Annotated in this window: 12 protein-coding genes; 6 read left to right on the forward strand and 6 right to left on the reverse strand. The window is 71.6% G+C overall.

The window, feature by feature from the left end; all coding sequences use genetic code 11:
* The first annotated feature begins 75 nt into the window (after positions 1–75).
* Positions 76–1641 (forward strand): hypothetical protein, encoded by a 1566-nt coding sequence (locus tag C8E87_RS34245; protein WP_243755188.1) that lies wholly within the window; start codon positions 76–78, stop codon positions 1639–1641.
* Here C8E87_RS34245 and C8E87_RS34250 read toward each other — a convergent pair.
* From C8E87_RS34250 to C8E87_RS34270, 5 genes are read right to left on the reverse strand one after another with little or no spacing between them, the layout of a single operon-like run.
* Positions 1626–3002 (reverse strand): DUF2252 domain-containing protein, encoded by a 1377-nt coding sequence (locus tag C8E87_RS34250; protein ID WP_133879129.1) that lies wholly within the window; start codon positions 3000–3002, stop codon positions 1626–1628. The genes C8E87_RS34245 and C8E87_RS34250 overlap by 16 nt on opposite strands.
* 2 nt (positions 3003–3004) lie before the next feature.
* On the reverse strand, positions 3005–3499 hold the full coding sequence (locus C8E87_RS34255) for a DUF1269 domain-containing protein (RefSeq protein ID WP_133877569.1): 495 nt from the start codon (positions 3497–3499) through the stop codon (positions 3005–3007).
* Positions 3500–3503: 4 nt separating this feature from the next.
* Entirely contained in the window at positions 3504–4661 is a 1158-nt protein-coding gene (locus tag C8E87_RS34260) for an AI-2E family transporter (RefSeq protein WP_133877570.1), read from the reverse strand.
* Between the two features lie 2 nt (positions 4662–4663).
* Entirely contained in the window at positions 4664–5107 is a 444-nt protein-coding gene (locus C8E87_RS34265) for a DUF7144 family membrane protein (RefSeq protein WP_133877571.1), read from the reverse strand.
* A 13-nt stretch (positions 5108–5120) separates the two neighbouring features.
* Positions 5121–5384: a DUF8691 family protein gene (locus C8E87_RS34270; protein WP_203720837.1), complete on the reverse strand. Its 264-nt coding sequence runs from the start codon at positions 5382–5384 to the stop codon at positions 5121–5123.
* A 145-nt stretch (positions 5385–5529) separates the two neighbouring features.
* Between C8E87_RS34270 and C8E87_RS34275 the strand changes: the two genes are divergently transcribed.
* The 4 genes from C8E87_RS34275 (at position 5530) to C8E87_RS34290 (ending at position 12998) form a co-directional block, all read left to right on the forward strand.
* Positions 5530–6021: a DUF1269 domain-containing protein gene (locus C8E87_RS34275; protein WP_133877572.1), complete on the forward strand. Its 492-nt coding sequence runs from the start codon at positions 5530–5532 to the stop codon at positions 6019–6021.
* Positions 6022–6125: 104 nt separating this feature from the next.
* Positions 6126–8798 carry an MGH1-like glycoside hydrolase domain-containing protein gene (locus C8E87_RS34280; protein ID WP_133877573.1) on the forward strand — a complete coding sequence of 891 codons (2673 nt, stop codon included), beginning with the start codon at positions 6126–6128 and terminating at the stop codon, positions 8796–8798.
* Positions 8795–10255: an alpha-amylase family protein gene (locus C8E87_RS34285; protein ID WP_133877574.1), complete on the forward strand. Its 1461-nt coding sequence runs from the start codon at positions 8795–8797 to the stop codon at positions 10253–10255. The genes C8E87_RS34280 and C8E87_RS34285 overlap by 4 nt, the downstream gene beginning before the upstream one ends.
* 118 nt (positions 10256–10373) lie before the next feature.
* The gene (locus C8E87_RS34290; protein WP_239080468.1) at positions 10374–12998 is read left to right on the forward strand and encodes a winged helix-turn-helix domain-containing protein; all 2625 of its coding nucleotides are present in this window, start codon (positions 10374–10376) and stop codon (positions 12996–12998) included.
* On the opposite strand, the gene C8E87_RS34295 is transcribed toward C8E87_RS34290, so the two are convergent.
* Positions 12999–13451 carry a DUF7144 family membrane protein gene (locus tag C8E87_RS34295; RefSeq protein WP_133877575.1) on the reverse strand — a complete coding sequence of 151 codons (453 nt, stop codon included), beginning with the start codon at positions 13449–13451 and terminating at the stop codon, positions 12999–13001.
* A 372-nt stretch (positions 13452–13823) separates the two neighbouring features.
* Here C8E87_RS34295 and C8E87_RS34300 point away from each other — a divergent pair, with 372 nt between their 5' ends.
* Positions 13824–16427, forward strand: coding sequence for a winged helix-turn-helix domain-containing protein (locus C8E87_RS34300; RefSeq protein ID WP_239080469.1), 2604 nt, complete (start codon positions 13824–13826; stop codon positions 16425–16427).
* Positions 16428–16478 lie beyond the last annotated feature (51 nt).

The following is a 16478-nucleotide window of genomic DNA, read 5'->3' on the forward strand; positions in this document are numbered from 1 at the left end:
TCCGCCACCGGGCCCGGCGCAGCTTCATCCCGGGCGGATGATGCCGCGCCCGGCGGGCTTCGCGACCGTCATCTCATGACGACCGCCAGTCCCGCACCCGCGACCAGACCCGGCGACGACGGACCCGTGACCAGGCCCGGCAAGGAAGGGCCCGTGACCGCGCCGGGCGGCGAGGGGCCTGTGACCGCGCGGGGCGGCGAGGGGCCTGTGACCGCGCCGGGCGGCGAGGGGCCTGTGACCGCGCGGGGCGGCGAGGGGCCTGTGACCGCGCGGGGCGGCGAGGGGCCTGTGACCGCGCGGGGCGGCGAGGGGCCTGTGACCGCGCCCGGCGGCGCCGGGGAGCTCGACCGGCTCCGCGCGGAGGTGGCCGGCCTGCGGGCCGAGCTGGCGGCGGGCCGCAAACGGCGGGCCGGCGCGGCGGCGTACCGGCGGGCGGCCGCGGCGATCCTCGTCGCTCTGGCCGCTTTCGCCCTGGTGACGAGCGTGGTCGGCTTCTGGGCGGCACGCACGACGTTGAACACCGAGCGCTGGGTGGCCACGGTCGCCCCGCTGCCGCAGGACCCCAAGGTGTCGGCGGCCGTGGCCGCGTACGCGACTGATCAGCTCTTCGAGGTGGTCGACGTCGAACAGCGGTTGCGTGACGTGCTCCCGCAGCAGGCCGGCTTCGCCGCCGGGCCGATCGCCGGGCAGGTGCGTGAGCAGGTGCGCCGCACCGTCGACACCGTGCTGCGCAGCGATCGCTTCCAGGTGGTGTGGGCCGAGCTCAATCGCCGGGTCCACCAGCGGATCATGACCGTGATCGAGGGGGACAGCACCGTCGTGGTGGCCTCCGAGGACCACATCGACATCGACCTGCTGCCCCTGATCAATCAGGCCATGCGGGAGCTGAGCGCGCAGCTGCCCACGCTGTTCGGCAAGCAGATCTCGCTGCCCGACCTCAGCAGCGGCGCCCTGCCCGAGAACCTGCGCCAGCGGGTCGAGGAGCAGGTGGGCGTCACGCTGCCGGCCAACTTCGCCCAGTTCACCGTCTATGACGCCGGTCGGCTGAAGGCAGCCCAGGAGGGGGTGGCCACGGCCAAGCGTTACCTGGTGCTCTTCGGCGTCATCACGGTGCTGCTGCTGATCGCGGCGTTCGTCGTCTCGCCCGGGCGGCGCCGGACCGCCCTGCAGCTCGGCCTCTGGCTCGTGATCGCCGCGGTGGTGGTGACGGCGGTGCTGCGGGCCGTCCGCCGCGAGGTGCTCGCCCAGGTGCCCGACGGAATCTATCGCGACGGCGTGGACTCCGCGTTGACCGCGGTGTTCGCGACGCTGCGCGAGCGGGGCCAGCAGATCCTGTGGATCGGGGCGATCCTGGCCCTGCTGGCCTATCTGGCCGGCCCTGGGCGGATGCCGGTCTGGTTGCGGCGGCAGGCCGCCCGGGGGGCCTCCGCGGGCTGGGCCAAGATGCGGCAGGCCCCCGAGTTCATCGCCGGCCACCTTGATCCCGTACGGGTGGCCGGCGTGATCGTCGCCGTGGTGCTCGCGCTGATCCTGTCGTCGTGGACCTCTCTGCTGATCATCGCGCTGCTGCTGGCGGCGTACGAGGTGGCGGTGACTCTGATCGCGCGGCGCGAGCAGGCCGCCGCTCAGATGCCGGTCTGAGCCTCGACCCGGCCGTCGGCCACCGCCCGCGCGAACGCGGCGTGATCCCGCTCGGTCCGGTCGGCGTAGGTCGCGGCGAACCGGGCGAACGCCTGGTCGTAGCGGTCATCGCCGCCCAGGTACGCGGCGATGGCGATCCGGTCGCCGCTGCGCGCGTGGGCCCGGGCCAGCGTCCAGGCGCACACCCGCCCGTAGCGCCGCAGCCCGTCCGGATCCATGGCCTCGACGACCGCCGAGCCCTTCCAGTCGCGCAGTTGCCGGACGTAGAAGTCGCGGCCGCGCCCGTCGAAGCCGGGAATGTGCTGCCAGCCGAGGAAGATGTCGCTGACCGCCTGCATGAGCCGCTGGCCGTGCACGACGCGCCGGCCGTGGTGCTCCTCGGTGTCGGCCGCCGGCGAGTACCCGTCCAGCACCGACGGGCCGGCCTCCTTGACCTGCAGCAGCAGCGGATCCTGGTCGTCGCGGCCGGTCAGCAGCACGATCCAGCAGCGGGTGCCGACGCTGCCGACCCCCACGACCTTGCGGGCCAGGTCGACGAACTCGAACCGGTCGAACAACCGCCGCCGGTCCTCGATGAGCGTTTCGCGGTAACCGTCGAGCATGTCGCGGATCTGGGCCTCGAGCTCCTTGCGCTCCACCTCGGGCACCAGGTCGGCCACCGGCACGAGCAACGGCGGGTCGGCCACGATGCGGCGGCGCCCGCCGGTCACGGCGGTGAGTTTCCGGTACGCCTGCAGGCTGTTGCGCCCGCGCGCCTTGGCCCCGGCCGTCGTGAGCCGCTTGCGCCCGCCCTTGCCGAGCTGGGCGGCGAACTCCTCGACGTCGGCGCGGGCGTACCACACCTCCAGCTCACGCTGACCCGCGAACTGCGTCATCGCCTCGCGATAGGACCGGGCCGCGGCCGTGACGACCGCCGACCGTTGTTTGCGCCGCAGGCCGTTGGCCCGGCCGGCCAGCTCGAGGCTGGCCAGCAGGCGCAGCAGGTCCCACTCCCACGGCCCGGGGCCGGTCTCGTCGAAGTCGTTGAGGTCGAAGACCAGGCGGCGCTCGGGAGAGGCGAACATGCCGAAGTTGCTCAGGTGGGCGTCGCCGCAGATCTGTGCGGTCAGGCCCGAGTGCGGGGTGGAGGCCAGGTCCGCTGCCATGATCACGGCGCTGGCCCGGTAGAAGGCGAACGGCGAGGCCAACATGCGGCCGTGCCGGATGGGCAGCAGTTCGGCGAGCCGGTCCTGCTCCTGCGACAGGAGCAGTTCGACGGGGTCGGGCCGGTCGGCGGCGGGGGCGAAATCGGCGTGCGCGGACGGTGGGACTTGCTTGCGGGCGGCCCGCCCCACCGCGGCACGCTGGTCGGCGGTAGGCATGGTCACCTCAGATGATCGCTGAAGGTGTCGAGCAGGATCTCCTGCTCCTCCTTGGTCAGGTTGGTCGCGATGAGCGTGGTGTGCAAGCCGTGGAAGCGCTCGCCCAGCCGGTCGAGGTTGCCCTCGTCGGTCACCAGGAACAGCGCCGACGTGCCCTCGGTGACCTCGAGGCGGATCTTCTCGAGCTGCTCACGGGTGATCCCGGTGCCCTCGACGGACTTGGCGATCGCGCCCACGGTGGCGCCGACCGCGCCGCCCACGACCGGCACCAGGAAAAGCCCGCCGACGACCACGCCCCAGAACAGGCCCCAGCCGGTGGCGTGCCGGGTTCGCTCGTGCTCGTGGTGGGTTTCCGGCTTTTCGGCGCCCTTGGGCCAGGTCACGACGGCGTAGTCGACGATCTTGACCAGGTGGTCCTGGGCGGCGTTCTTGAGGACGTCGGCGACCTGCTCGGCCTTCTCGGGCGAGTCGTACTTCCATACGGTGAACGTGGTCATGCCGTCATGCTGGGCGGCGCGGCCGCGCCGGCGCCTCATCCCGGGTGGGGGAGTCCGGCGCCCGGCCGCCGGTGAGCAGCACGTTGAGCCAGCGGGTGGACGGGTCGATGTCGACCAGCAGGCCCTTGGCGAGCAGCGTCAGCGGGATGGCCAGCAGCGCGCCGAGCGCCCCCAGCACCCAGGTCCAGAAGACCAGCGACAGGAACGAGACGGTGGCCGAGAGCCCGACCGCGTCACCCACGATCTTGGGTTGGATCACCGACTGGATCACGAAGTTGACCATGCAGTAGAGCAGCACGACCGTGAGCATCAGGTCGGGGCCGCCCTGCAGCAGCGCGAGCAGCGCCGGCGGGATCAGCCCGATGACGAAGCCGACGTTGGGGATGTAGTTCGTGATGAACGACAGCAGCCCCCACAACAGCGGCAGAGGCACGTCCAGCCACCACAGCAGCACGGTGTCGAAGACGGCGACGATCAGTCCGAAGACGGTCGAGACGAGCAGGTAGCGGCGGGTGCCCTGGGCGAAGGTGCGCAGCGCGGTCACCACCTGCGGCCGTTCGCCGGTGACCGAGGTGAGCCGCTCCGGGAAGGACACGGTGTCGAGGCACATGAACAACAGCACCGCCAGCAGGAACACCGTGTTCGACAGCAGCCCGGTCAGGCCGCCGACCAGGCCCTCGGCCAGCCGTACGAACGTGGCCGGATCGGCCCCGGCGACCAGGTCGCGCAGCTGGGCGGCGCTGACCCCCAGCCCGCTGAGCCCCGTGACCAGGTCGTCACGCAGACCGGCGAACTGGGCCTGGTACTGCGGCAGCAGGTCGATGAGCCGGGCCACCGACACGAACAGGGCCGATCCCAGCGCGAACAGCACGACGTAGACGGTGATGATCGTCGCCAGCATGGCGAACCAGACGGGGCTGCCGTGCCGGCGCAGCCACTGGGTCAGCGGGCTTGCGGTGACCGTCAGCATCAGCGCGAGCATCACCGGCGCCAGCAGCTCGGCTGTGGCGCGGATGCCGGCCACCGCGATCACCAGGCACGCCGTACCGAGCAGTACGACCACGCCGCGGGGCAGACCGGCCGGATCGCCGGGCGCGGCGCCGTTGCCGCGACCGGCGATCCGGAGAGTGTGCCTTGGCGGCCGGGCCACCAGGCGGCTCATGTTCAGTTCCTGACCTCGCGCCCGTGCACGGACAGGGCATAGATGATCAGCACGTCCACCGCGATCACGATGGAGCACCAGAACGGGTACGCCGGCAGGAACATCAGGTTCGCGAGCGCGCTCAGCACCGCGATGACGATGCCGACCACGCGCGCCCACATCTGGCCGGCCAGGATGCCCAGACCGGTGAGCACCCCGATCGCCCCGAGCAGGATGTGCGTCCAGCCCCACGCCGTGAAGTCCATCGGAATGACGAGTCCCTGCCGGGTGGTCAGGTAGAAGTCGTCCTTGAACAGCGCGACGGTCCCCTCGATGATCTCGAACCCGCCCAGCATCAGCAGCATGACGCCGGCGAAGACGACCATGCCCACCCACCCGGACGGCTGCCCGTGGCGGGGCTGCGCGTACGGCTCGTCGTATGTCTGCCGTGACTCTGTCTCGGTCATGCTTGTCTCCTCGTCAGACGGCCTCGGCCCGATCCTGTGACCGGGCCCCGGTCCCCACGCCATCCGCAGCGGATGATTCGGCCGGCACGCGGCTCAGGCAGACCACCTCGATGCCGGACCGGTCGAGCCGGTCGAGCAGCCGTTCCAGGCCGGCGTCGGTGAGCCGGCCGCGGATCGTGCTCTGGTACGGCAGCGTGCGGTACCGCAATTTGCCGACCGCCGTCCGCAGCAGCGGGCCCAGATAGCCCCGGATCCGAATCTCGTAACGCTCCCGCATGGCCCTCTCCTATCGACGCCCTCACCGGACGGTCCTCCGGAAACAGCGCGGGAAGTTCATCCCTGCGGAGTGAAGTGTCTGTTCCGTGCCGTGTGGCTCACTGGGCGGCAACCGACTCATGTGCTCAAGAAGGAGCAGGTGGACCATGGCAACTCTGATCGCCATCGGGTACCCCGACGAGACCACGGCGACGGCCGCCTCGCAGGAGGCAAGCCGGCTGGCCAAGGACCTCATCATCCAGCCGGACGCGATCGCGGTGATCACGCGGGACAACGAGGGCAAGTACCACGTGACCACGAACCATCACGCGGTCGGCGGCGGCGCGACCTGGGGAATGTTCTGGGGCCTGCTGTTCGGCATGCTCTTCTTCGTTCCCGTTCTGGGCATGGCCGTCGGCGCCGGCCTGGGCGCGCTCACCGGCAAGATCGCGAAGAACGCCATCAACAAGGACTTCCAGGAGCGGATCCGTGACGAGCTCAAGCCGGGCACCTCGGCCCTGTTCATGGTCGTCGAGGCGGTGACCCCGGACAAGGCGGTGGAGGCGCTGAGCAAGTACGGCGGCACCGTGCTCAAGTCGTCGCTGCCCAAGGAGACCGAGGAGGAGCTGCAGGAGGCGCTGCACGGTTCTCAGGGCTAGCGCTCTGCCGCTGGACGCTGCCCGGCCCCGGACCGGGTGGCGTCCAGCGTGTTTCATCCGTGACGGGTGACGAACCGGGACTGTCCTCGGCCGACGCTGGCGGCATGGTGAACACCGAGCAAAGGCGCCTCGACGACGCCGCGCCGTGGCGGCGCTGGGGCCCCTATCTGAGCGAACGGCAGTGGGGCACGGTACGGGAGGACTACAGCCCCGGCGGCGATGCCTGGAGCTACTTCCCGCACGAGCAGGCGCGATCGCGGGCCTACCGGTGGGGTGAGGACGGCATTGCCGGGTTCAGCGACGACGAGCAGACGCTGTGCCTGGCGGTGGCCCTGTGGAACGGGCAGGACCCGATCCTCAAGGAGCGCTTCTTCGGCCTGACCAACGCCGAGGGCAACCACGGTGAGGACGTCAAGGAGTACTACTTCTACGTCGACGGCACCCCGAGCCACTCGTACCAGCGGATGGTCTACAAATATCCGCAACGGGCCTACCCGTACGAGGATCTGGTCGCCACCAACCGCGAGCGCGGCCGCGACGCCTTCGAGTACGAGCTGCTCGACACCGGGATCTTCGAGGGCAACCGCTACTTCGACGTGATCGCCGAGTACGCCAAGGCCGGCCCCGAGGACATCCTGCTGCGGATCACCGTGCACAACCGCGGTCCGGAGCGGGCCGGGTTGCGGGTGCTGCCGACGCTGTGGTTCCGCAACACGTGGGCCGCGGGCGGTTCCCGGCCCCGGTTGCGGCAGGTCGAGGGGGGCGTGGAGGCCGTCTGCGAGCGGCTCGGCGCCCGCTGGCTGTCCTGCCTGACCGAGCACGAGCCGCTGTTCACCGAGAACGAGACCAACACCGAGCGCCTCTTCGGGCAACCCAACCCTTCCCCGTACGTCAAGGACGCCGTCGACCGGTATGTCGTGCACGGCGAGAAGGGCGCGGTGAACCCCGATCACGAGGGCACGAAGGTCGCTCTCGACTGCTTCCTCGACGTGCCCCCGGGCGGCTCGGCCACGGTTCGGGTGCGGCTGGCCGACCGGCCCGACCCGGCCGGCGGGGGCTCGACCGACGCGTTCGACATGATCGTGGATGAGCGCCGCTCCGAGGCCGACGAGTTCTTCGACGACCTGCTCCCGCCGCGGCTGGGTGACGCCGAGCGCCAGGTCGTGCGGCAAGCAGTGGCGGGGCTGTTGTGGAGCAAGCAGTACTTCGGCTACGACGTCGAGCAGTGGCTCATCGAACACGGGCTCGACCCGCTCAACGCCACCGGCGTCCGCAACGGCGAATGGAACCACCTGTACGCGCGTGACGTCATCTCGATGCCCGACACCTGGGAGTACCCGTGGTTCGCGGCCTGGGACCTGGCCTTCCAGGCCGTCGCCTTCGCCCTGGTCGACACCGAGTTCGCCAAGGGCCAGCTGGACCTGCTGCTCAGCCGGCGATATCAGCACCCCAACGGGCAGATCCCCGCGTACGAGTGGAACTTCGGCGACGTCAACCCGCCGGTGCACGCCTGGGCCGCGTACCTGGTCCACGAGTTGGAGAAGGCCCGCACCGGCAGCGGTGACCACGACTGGCTCGAGCGGATGTTCCACAAGCTCGGCAAGAACTTCACCTGGTGGGTCAACCGCAAGGACGCCGACGGCAACAACGTGTTCCAGGGCGGCTTCCTCGGGCTGGACAACATCGGCGTCTTCGACCGCAGCGCGCCGCTGCCCACCGGCGGTTACCTCGACCAGGCCGACGGCACCGCCTGGATGGCGCTGTACTGCCAGACCATGCTGCAGATCGCGCTGGAGCTGGCCGTGGAGGACCCGGTCTACCTGGAGGACGCGCAGACCTATTTCGAGCACTTCGCGTGGATCGCCGTGGCCGTGAACGCACCCGGCAAGGCGGCGATGTGGGACGAGGACGACGGCTTCTTCTACGACCTGCTGCGGCTGCCCGGCGGTGACGCCGAACGGCTGCGGGTGCGCTCGATGGTCGGGCTGCTGCCGCTGGCCGCGGTCACCGTCTACGACCGCGCGGAGGTCGAGCGGCACCCCCAGCTGCTCACCGAGGCCGCCGAGTTCCTCGACCGGCACGCGGCCCTGACCTCGATGTTGTCCGAGGCCAAGACGCCGAGCCCCCGCGGGGAGCGGCTGCTGGCGCTGTTCGACGAGAGCCGTCTGCGGCGCGTTCTGGCCCGCCTGCTCGACGAGAACGAGTTCCTGGGCCCGTACGGGATCAGGTCGCTCTCCAAGCAGCACGGCGAGCGCCCGTTCGAGTTCCGCGCGGGCGACAGGGTGTACTCCGTGACCTATCAGCCGGCCGAGTCGGACAGCGGCATGTTCGGCGGCAACTCCAACTGGCGCGGCCCGGTCTGGTTCCCGGTCAACGCGCTGATGATCCGGGCCCTGCTCAACCTGTACGTCGGCTACGGCGACGAGTTCACCGTCGAGTGCCCGACGGGCTCCGGCGTCCGGATGACGCTGTTCGAGGTGGCCCGCGAGATCTCCGACCGCCTGACCCGGATCTTCCTGCCCGGCCCGGACGGGCTGCGGCCCTGCTACGGCGGTCAGCGGATCTTCGCCGACGAGAACTGGCGCGACCTGATCCTGTTCTCCGAGTACTTCCACGGCGACAACGGGGCCGGGCTCGGCGCCACCCATCAGACCGGCTGGACCGGGCTGGTCGCGGTCTTCCCCAGCCTGTTCGCCGGACTCGACGGGCAGGACCTGCTGGAGCGCGGCATGTCCGGGATCTTCCACCGCCCGCCCGAAGAGGAGGAGCAACGATGACCGGATGGCCGGAGGCCCCCGCCGTCTACGAGATCGACACCTGGCCGTGGCTGACCGGTTTGGCCGCTCGCTACCGGCGGCCGGTCGCCCTGGGCGACGTTCCCGGCGAGGTCTGGGACGAGCTCGAGGGCTTCGACGCGGTCTGGCTGATGGGCGTCTGGGAGCGCAGCCCGGCCGGTCTCGCCGTGGCGCTGGCCGACCCGGGCCTGCGGCGGGACTTCCACGCGGCGCTGCCCGACCTGCACACGAGCGACGTGGTCGGCTCGCCCTACTGCGTACGCCGGTACGAGGTCGACACCCGGATCGGCGGCGGTCCCGGGCTGGCCGTGGCGCGCGAGGAGCTGGCCCGGCGCGGGGTCCGGCTGATCCTCGACTACGTGCCGAACCATGTGGCCCCGGACCATCCCGCGGTCACCCAGTGTCCCGAATGGTTCGTCAACGGCGTGGAGGACGACCTGGTGCGGGACCCGGCCGCCTGGCTCGCCGCGGGTGAGCACATCCTGGCCCGCGGCCGGGACCCGTACTTTCCCCCATGGCCGGACGTCGTGCAGCTCAACGCGTTCGATCCGGGCCTGCGTGGGGCGACCGTGCAGACCCTGGACGAGATCGCCCGGCAGTGCGACGGCGTTCGCTGCGACATGGCGATGCTGATGACCAACGAGGTCTTCGCCCGCACCTGGGGCCACCGCGTCGGGCCGGCGCCGGCCAACGAGTTCTGGCCCGCCATCATCAACGAGGTGAAACGGGACCGGCCGTTCGTGTTCATCGCCGAGGCGTACTGGGACCTGGAGTGGACGCTGCAGCAGCAGGGCTTCGACTTCTGCTACGACAAGCGGCTCTACGACCGGCTCGTGCACGAGGACGCGGACGCCGTGCGCAAGCATCTGACGGCCGGGCTCGACTATCAGGACGGGCTGATCCGGTTCCTCGAGAACCACGACGAGCCACGGGCTGCTTCCGCCGTGCCCGGCGCGCGCGGACGGCCCGCCGCGATCGTGATCGCCACCACGCCCGGGGCCACGCTCTGGCACGACGGGCAGTTCGAGGGTCGTACGGTGCGGCTGCCGGTTTTTCTGGGCCGGTACCCCGACGAGCCGGTCGACGAGGACTTGCGCGACTTCTACCGCCGGCTCGCCGGGTTGCGCATCGACCACGGCTGGTGGGAGCTGCTGGAGAGCTCGGGCTGGCCCGACAACCCGAGCAGCCAGGCCGTTCTGGCCTGGTCATGGCGCGACGGCGAGTGCCGCCACCTGGTCGTCGTGAACTTCGGCGATCGTCCGGCTCAGGCCCGCGTACGGGTGCCGTGGTCTGCCCGCGGGGACAGCTGGCGCTTGACGGACCTGCTCGACGGACAGGTGTTCGACAGGGACGGCGGTGAGCTCGTGGAGGACGGGCTCTATGTCGATCTGCCCGCGTGGACCGCACATGTGCTGCGTGCCGACCGTCTTGTGCACTGATTGCCGATGAAGGCGGCACCGAGGGTGAGGATTATCCGATACGGACGATGCCCTTTCCGGGCGCGGGCCCGACGCTGAACCAGGAGATCGATTTGGGTCACTAGCAGGGGGTTGCGTGGTGTCCATCGAAACGAGCGCGGATTCTGCCGGTTCACTGCTGTCCTCGAAGTTCGTCGTGCCCTCCCCACCGCCGTTCATGGTCGACCGGCCGGCGTTGACGGCCCGGATCACCGAGGGGGTGCAGGGTCCGGTCACGGTGGTCACCGGCCTGGCCGGGAGCGGCAAGACCCAGTTGCTGGCCTCCTGGGTACGCGGCCGGGCGGTGCGCTGGCCGATCGTCTGGATCACCGTCGAGCCCGGGGACGAGCGCAGCTCCACCTTCTGGACCTATCTGGTCGAGGGCCTGCACAGGGTGGGAGTGCCGGTTCCGGTGCGGGTCCCGGCCGCACCCGGGGCGATGGCGGGCCGGCCGTTCCTGGCCCGCCTCGCCGAGACCCTGGCCGGGTGGCCGACCCCCGTCGTGCTGGTGCTCGACGGCGCCTCCCAGCTCGCCGGCCGTGACTGGGCGGCCGGGCTGGAGTTCCTGCTGAGCCACGCGAGCACCCTGCGGCTGGTGCTCAGCGGCCGGTGGGACCCGCCGCTGCCGCTCTACCGCTACCGGCTCGCCGGGCAGCTGCTCGAGCTACGCACGGCCGACCTGGCGTTCCGCCGCGACGAGGCGGCCCGGCTGGTCGCGCTGCAGGGCGTGGACCTCACCGAGCAGCAACTCGACGACCTGCTCGAGCAGACCGAGGGGTGGGCCGCGGGTATCCGCCTGTACGCCTCGGCCCGGCAGGCGGCCACCGAGTCCGGCCCGGCGCCCGCGTTCACCGGGAACGAGTCGACGGTGGCCGAGTACTTCATCGGCGAGGTTCTGCGCTATCAGGCGCCGGCCGTGCGCCGCTTCCTGCTCGAGACCAGCGTGCTCGACACGTTCACGGCCGAGTTCGCCGCGGCGGTGACCACCCGTACCGACGCCGGCCGCCTGCTCGGCGCTCTGACCCGGGAGAACGCGTTCATCCAGCCGGTCGGCGACGGCACCGGGCTCTACCGCCACCACCGGTTGTTCGCCGAGCTGCTGCGGGCCCAGCTCGCCTGGGCCGAGCCCGACCAGGTGGCGCTGCTGCACCAGCGGGCTGCCGCGTGGCTGTACGGCCACGGCCGGCTCGCCGACGCGGTGGCGCACAGCCGGCAGGCCGGGGACTGGACGGGCGCGGCGACGATGGTGATCGAGGACTTCGCACTCGGCCGGCTCGTGATCGAGGGCAGCGCCGGGCGTCTGGGAAGCGTCTTCGCCGGGCTGCCGGAGCACCTGACCAACCCCGAGACCGTGCTGGTTCGCGCCGCCCTGAGCTACGGCGACGGCGATCACCTGCGGGCGGCCGAGCAGTTCACGTACGCGAGCAAGCTGCTCACCGCCTACGGCAGCAGCTGCGGCGAAGGGCTGACGCTGGCCTTCCACCTGATGCGGCTGCTGACCCTGGCCGCCGGGCCGGAGCCCGAGCGGGTCGAGGAGCTGGCCCCGGTGGTCCGGACGTTCCTGACCGTCGCGCCGCCGCGCCGGCTGGACCGTCACCCCGAGCTGCGGATGCTCGTGTACGCGGCCGAGGGGATGGCCCGGGGGGCCTACAGCGCCGGTGACGAGACGGTGAACGCCCTGGCCGAGGCGGTGGCGGCGGCAGAGCCGGGCGCCGAGCTGGTGAAGATCGACTGTCTGGGCCGGCTGGCGGTGACCGAGGCGTACCGGGGCCGGCTGGGCCGGGCCGAGGCGTACGCCCGGCAGGCTCTCGACCTGGCCTGCGAATGCGGGCTGAGCCGCGACCGGTGGCCCGCCGCGGCCGAGGTCGCGCTGGCCTGGGTCGCCCTCGAGCGTTACGACATCGAGGCTGCCGACCGGCACCTGCGCACGGCGCATCCGCTCTGCGCCTCCGGCGCCGACGGCCCCGCCGTCCTCGCCTATGCCGTGGTCAAGGCGCGCCGGCTGCAGATTCGAGGCGAGACCCGGCAGGTGATGAGCGTGCTGGTAGCGGCGTCGGAGAGCGGCGAGGAGGCGCCACGGTGGCTGGCCCGGGAGGCCGTCCTGAGCCGGGCGCGGATGCTGATCGTCACGGGACACATCGCCGAGGCGGCCGGCCTGATCGCAGCCCTGCCCGACAAGCGCACCGCCGACGTGGCCGTCACCCACGCCGCGGTGCTGATGGCCCAGGGTGACGGCGAACAGGCCCACACGATCGCCACCGCTGTGGTCCGGACGAGCGGGGTGCCCCGGCCGGTCGTGCTGGACGCCTGGCTACTTCTGGCGATGCTGGCGCAGGGCGACGACGACGCGGCCGCCCGGGACGCGTTGCGCCAGGCGCTGGCGGTCGCGGGTCCGGAGGCGTACCGCCGTCCGGTGCACCAGGTGTGGAACGGGCTGCGCCGGCTGCTGCGCGACGAGGAGCGGCACGCAGTGCAGCAGCGCGTGCTCGGCGCCGGACCGGCCGGCACGTCCGTGGCAGAGCCGATCGTGGTCGAGGCGCTGAGCAGGCGTGAGCTGGACGTGCTGCGCGGGATGGCCGAGATGCTGCCGACCGAGGAGATCGCGGCCTCGATGTACGTCTCGATCAACACGGTCAAGACCCACGTCCGCAACATTCTGCGCAAGCTGTCGGCGTCGCGTCGCAACGAGGCGGTGCGCCGGGCCCGCGCCCTCAAGCTGATCTGATCAGCTCTCGACCCGGGCCGGACGGACCTCGCCGCCGTGCGCCAGCAGGGCGTACAGGATCAGCAGGTCCATCGTGATCAGGATCGCGCCCCAGAGCGGCATGGCGGGCAGGAAGAGCAGGTGGACGAAGGCGCCGAGCGCGGCGATCAGCGCGCCCAGGATCCGCGCCCAGAGCCAGCCGGCCATGATGCCGGAGCCGGCGGACAGCGCCAGCACCCCGAGGACGAGATGCGTCCAGCCCCACACCGTGTAGTCCAGCTCGAGCACCAGCTCGTCCGACGTGACCACGAACACCTGCTCGCGGTAGAGCGCCGTCACGCCCTCGACCACCTGGAACAGGCCCAGGGCGAGCAGCATGATCGCGCCGAACACGACCAGGCCGATCCAGGCGGTGGCGCCCGGCGCCGCAGCGGCGTCCGAGGGGCGTTCGGAGGCGTAACTGCTGCTCGACATCGTATGCCCTCCTCGCGGGCGCGGACGACCGGTGATCTCGAGCGTCCCGCAGTCGCCGGACCGGCGACTCATACCGGGCGGATGAGCCGAACATAGGGATTATGTCTGACCTCTGTCCATGGAGGATGGTGTCTGCCAGTTTCGTGCAAAGCCTCTTGCCCTTGTGGAACGACTGTGTTTCCGTGGCGGAGGCGGCGACACCTAGTAATTACTGTCAGTTACAGGACCCCCTCCCGGACGGAGCATCCCCCCCGAAGATCTGGCTTCAGTGGTGAACGCTGCACGGCCGACGGCGCCCCGTCGTCGACCGGATCGTTCGTGTGGCGCAGTCGGGACTCCGATGCCGCGCGCAGCGGAACGAGGGGCGGGCGTATGAGCGAGGTCGCGGACAGCGAGGTCTACGTACGGACGGTCTCGGCGGAACGGGCGCGGTCGAGGTTGCCGGCCGGCCTGATCTGGCGGCCGCGCCTGATCGAAGCCTTGGACGCGGGGGTGCGCAACACGCTGACGCTGGTCTGCGCAGGCGCGGGCTGGGGCAAGTCTTCCCTGGTCGCCTCGTGGAGCGGCGCACGGTCGGTGTCCGGGCCGATCGCCTGGCTGACCGTGAATGACGAGCACAACGACCCTGGCGTGTTCTGGACCGACCTGGGCTCGGCGCTGTCGGCGGCCGGAGTGGTCCTGCGCGGATCCGGGCCGCCGGCCGCCGGCTACAGCATCCCGCGGCGGATCCTCGAGACGCTTTCCGTCCTGCCCGTCACGCTCGTGGTGGTGCTTGACGACGTGCACCGGCTGACCGACCGGCGAGTTCTCGGCGGGCTGGGCCGGCTGGTGCGGCCGGCCCCCGAGCGGGTCCGTTTTGTGATGGCCGGACGGCGTGAGCCCGGAATGTCGCTGCATCAGTTGCGGGTCACCGGCGCGCTGAGCGAGATCCGGGCCGCCGATCTCGGGTTCCGGGTGGAGGAGGCGGCCGAGCTGCTGGCCGTGCGCCACCGCCGGGTGCCGCCGGCCGACCTGGCCGCCCTGGTCCGGCACGTGGAGGGCTGGCCTGTCGGGGTCCGGCTCGCTGTCGACGCGCAGGACGGGCTCTTCCCCGACCAAGCGGCCGAGGACTATCTGCTCGAGGAGGTATTGGCCGACCAGCCCGCTGACGTTCAGCGGTTCCTGTTGCGGACCGGTCTGCCCGACCGCGTCTGCGGAGGGCTGGCCGACGCCCTGACCGGGCAGCAGAACGGGCAGCGAACACTCGAGCGGCTGGCCCAGGATCACCTCTTCGTCGAGCCGGTGGGCACTGGTGGCTGGTTCCGCTACCACCGCACCTTCCGATCCGCCCTCCGCAACCGGTTGCTGGCATCGTGCTCGAGCACGGTGCCCGGCCTGCACCTTGTCGCGGCCCGCTGGCACGCCACCAGGGGCGACGTGCTGCCTGCCCTGTCGCACGCTGCGGCGGCCGGCGACTGGCAGCTGGTCGGACGGTTGGCCGTCGATCGTGGGCTGCCGCTGTTCTCCTCGGGTGACCGCCGTGATCTGGTGCAGGTCTTGCTCCGGATCCCGGACGCCCGGCTGGCCGATACGCCGGAACTGATGATTTGTGCGGCCATGCGCGACTACCTCCGAGGTGACCTGGCCGGGACGGCCACCCGGCTGGCGCGGGCTCGCGAGCTGCTCGGGCCGACCCGCTGCGAGCAGCCGGCTATCACCGGTGTGGCCCTCAGCATCGTCGAGTCGGCCGTCTCGATCCGCTGGGACGGCGACATGCCCCGTCTGCTCGACGTCTCGACCCGGCTGCTGAGCGATCTCGCGACGATGGACGTCACGCGGGGCGCCGCCCTTCCGCAGTACCGCTCCATGGTCCTCAACGACAAGGCGGTTGCGCTGTTGTGGACCGGGCAGCTCGACCATGCCGACCGCTATCTGTGGGCGGCCTGCTCCGCCACCCGGGCCGCGGGCATGCCGCTGGTAACGGCGTCCGTGCTCGGGCACCTGGCGCTGCTCGACCTCGTGCGGGGCTCGCTGCGAGACGCCGATCGCAACGCCTCCGAGGCCCTTGACATCGCCCGGCGCATCGACGCCGAGAAGCGGCCCGCCATCGCCCCGGCCTCGCTGGTGCGGGCGCTGATCGAGTCGGAGCGCGGCCGCGACATCGAGGCGGGCGACGCGCTGCGCCAGGCCCTGCACGCCGGCGGCGAGGTCCCCGAGGCGGCGCTCGCGGCGCTGGCTGCCCTGGTGCGGGCACGGCTGCTCGTCGACCGGGGAGAGGCCCTGGGCGCCCGTATGGTCGTCCGGCAGGCCTGGGCCGACGCCCCGCCGGGCCTTGTCGCGCCGTTGCTGATGAGCCTGACCGGCCTCGTCGAGTCCGAGATCGACCTGGCTCTGGGCGACGCCGGCGCGGTCCTCGCGCGCTACGGCGGCGATCGCCTGCTGCTGCCGGCCGAGTTGGTGTGCCGGGCACGCGCGGCGCTGGCCGTCGGGCGGCCCGCGGAGGCCGAGGCGCTGATCAGCCGGGTGCACACGGGCACGGACAGAGTGTCGGCCGTGACCGCCGGGGTGCTGGGCGCGCTGGCCGCCGACGCCCGGGGGCGCACCGTCGCCGCCGGTGAGGCCCTGCAGCGGGCGCTCCGGCTGGCCGAGCCGGACCGGATCCGGCGGCCGTTCCGCCTGTGCGACCCGCAGCGGATGCAGCGCCTGGCCGGGCGGCAGCAGTGGCTCACCGAGCTGCGAGCCTCCGCCACCGACGGGATTCTCGGCGACATAACCCATGAGGTCCCGGTGGTGGCGCCCTCGGCCGGCCCGCTGAGCGAGCGCGAGCTGGAGGTCCTGCAGCACCTCCCGACGATGCTGACCGCGGCCGAGATCGCCGAGGGCCTGGGCATCTCGGTCAACACCGTGAAGGCGCACATGCGCTCGATCTATCGCAAGCTGGGGGCGGGGCGGCGCCGTGAGGCGGTCGTGACCGCGCGCCAGCTGGGGCTCATCTGACCGCCCTCACCCGCCGGGGGTGATGACCGTCGGAGTGCCGCGACCCCAGGC

Source organism: Paractinoplanes brasiliensis (assembly GCF_004362215.1).
Classification (GTDB): Bacteria; Actinomycetota; Actinomycetes; order Mycobacteriales; family Micromonosporaceae; genus Actinoplanes; species Actinoplanes brasiliensis.

Excerpts from the sequence above, each read along its gene's own strand:
- C8E87_RS34265 (WP_133877571.1), bottom strand. The coding sequence starts at position 5,107 with ATGACCGAGACAGAGTCACGGCAGACATACGACGAGCCGTACGCGCAG.
- C8E87_RS34245 (WP_243755188.1), top strand. The coding sequence starts at position 76 with ATGACGACCGCCAGTCCCGCACCCGCGACCAGACCCGGCGACGACGGA.
- C8E87_RS34255 (WP_133877569.1), bottom strand. The coding sequence starts at position 3,499 with ATGACCACGTTCACCGTATGGAAGTACGACTCGCCCGAGAAGGCCGAG.
- C8E87_RS34285 (WP_133877574.1), top strand. The coding sequence starts at position 8,795 with ATGACCGGATGGCCGGAGGCCCCCGCCGTCTACGAGATCGACACCTGG.
- C8E87_RS34250 (WP_133879129.1), bottom strand. The coding sequence starts at position 3,002 with ATGCCTACCGCCGACCAGCGTGCCGCGGTGGGGCGGGCCGCCCGCAAG.
- C8E87_RS34260 (WP_133877570.1), bottom strand. The coding sequence starts at position 4,661 with ATGAGCCGCCTGGTGGCCCGGCCGCCAAGGCACACTCTCCGGATCGCC.
- C8E87_RS34295 (WP_133877575.1), bottom strand. The coding sequence starts at position 13,451 with ATGTCGAGCAGCAGTTACGCCTCCGAACGCCCCTCGGACGCCGCTGCG.
- C8E87_RS34300 (WP_239080469.1), top strand. The coding sequence starts at position 13,824 with ATGAGCGAGGTCGCGGACAGCGAGGTCTACGTACGGACGGTCTCGGCG.
- C8E87_RS34270 (WP_203720837.1), bottom strand. The coding sequence starts at position 5,384 with ATGCGGGAGCGTTACGAGATTCGGATCCGGGGCTATCTGGGCCCGCTG.
- C8E87_RS34280 (WP_133877573.1), top strand. The coding sequence starts at position 6,126 with ATGGTGAACACCGAGCAAAGGCGCCTCGACGACGCCGCGCCGTGGCGG.
- C8E87_RS34275 (WP_133877572.1), top strand. The coding sequence starts at position 5,530 with ATGGCAACTCTGATCGCCATCGGGTACCCCGACGAGACCACGGCGACG.